At 71.4% G+C, this 255-nt stretch carries 1 protein-coding gene; it reads left to right on the top strand.

Going from position 1 to position 255, the window contains the following annotated elements; translation table 11 throughout:
- On the top strand, positions 1-255 hold a 255-nt coding region (locus R2R70_RS21615), incomplete at both ends, for an LLM class flavin-dependent oxidoreductase (RefSeq protein WP_410979141.1).

Here is a 255-nt window from a genome sequence, read left to right as displayed (position 1 = left end):
CCCGAGGCCGTCGCGAAGAAGATCGCCGACATCCGCGCCCGCGCCGACGCGCGCGGCCGCAAGATCAAGTTCGGCATCCGCCTGCACGTGATCGTGCGCGAGACCGAGGACGAAGCGTGGCGCGACGCGGAGCGCCTGATCAGCCGTCTCGACGACGAGACGATCGCCCGCGCGCAGCAGGTGTTCGCGAACATGGATTCGGAAGGGCAACGCCGGATGGCTGCGCTGCACGGCGGCAAGCGCGGCGGCCGCGAC

The sequence above is a fragment of the Cobetia sp. SIMBA_158 genome (assembly GCF_046566945.1).
Lineage (GTDB): Bacteria > Pseudomonadota > Gammaproteobacteria > Pseudomonadales > Halomonadaceae > Cobetia > Cobetia amphilecti.
The sequence above is the reverse complement of the archived record's forward strand: the minus strand, read 5'-3'. Positions and strand labels throughout refer to the sequence as shown.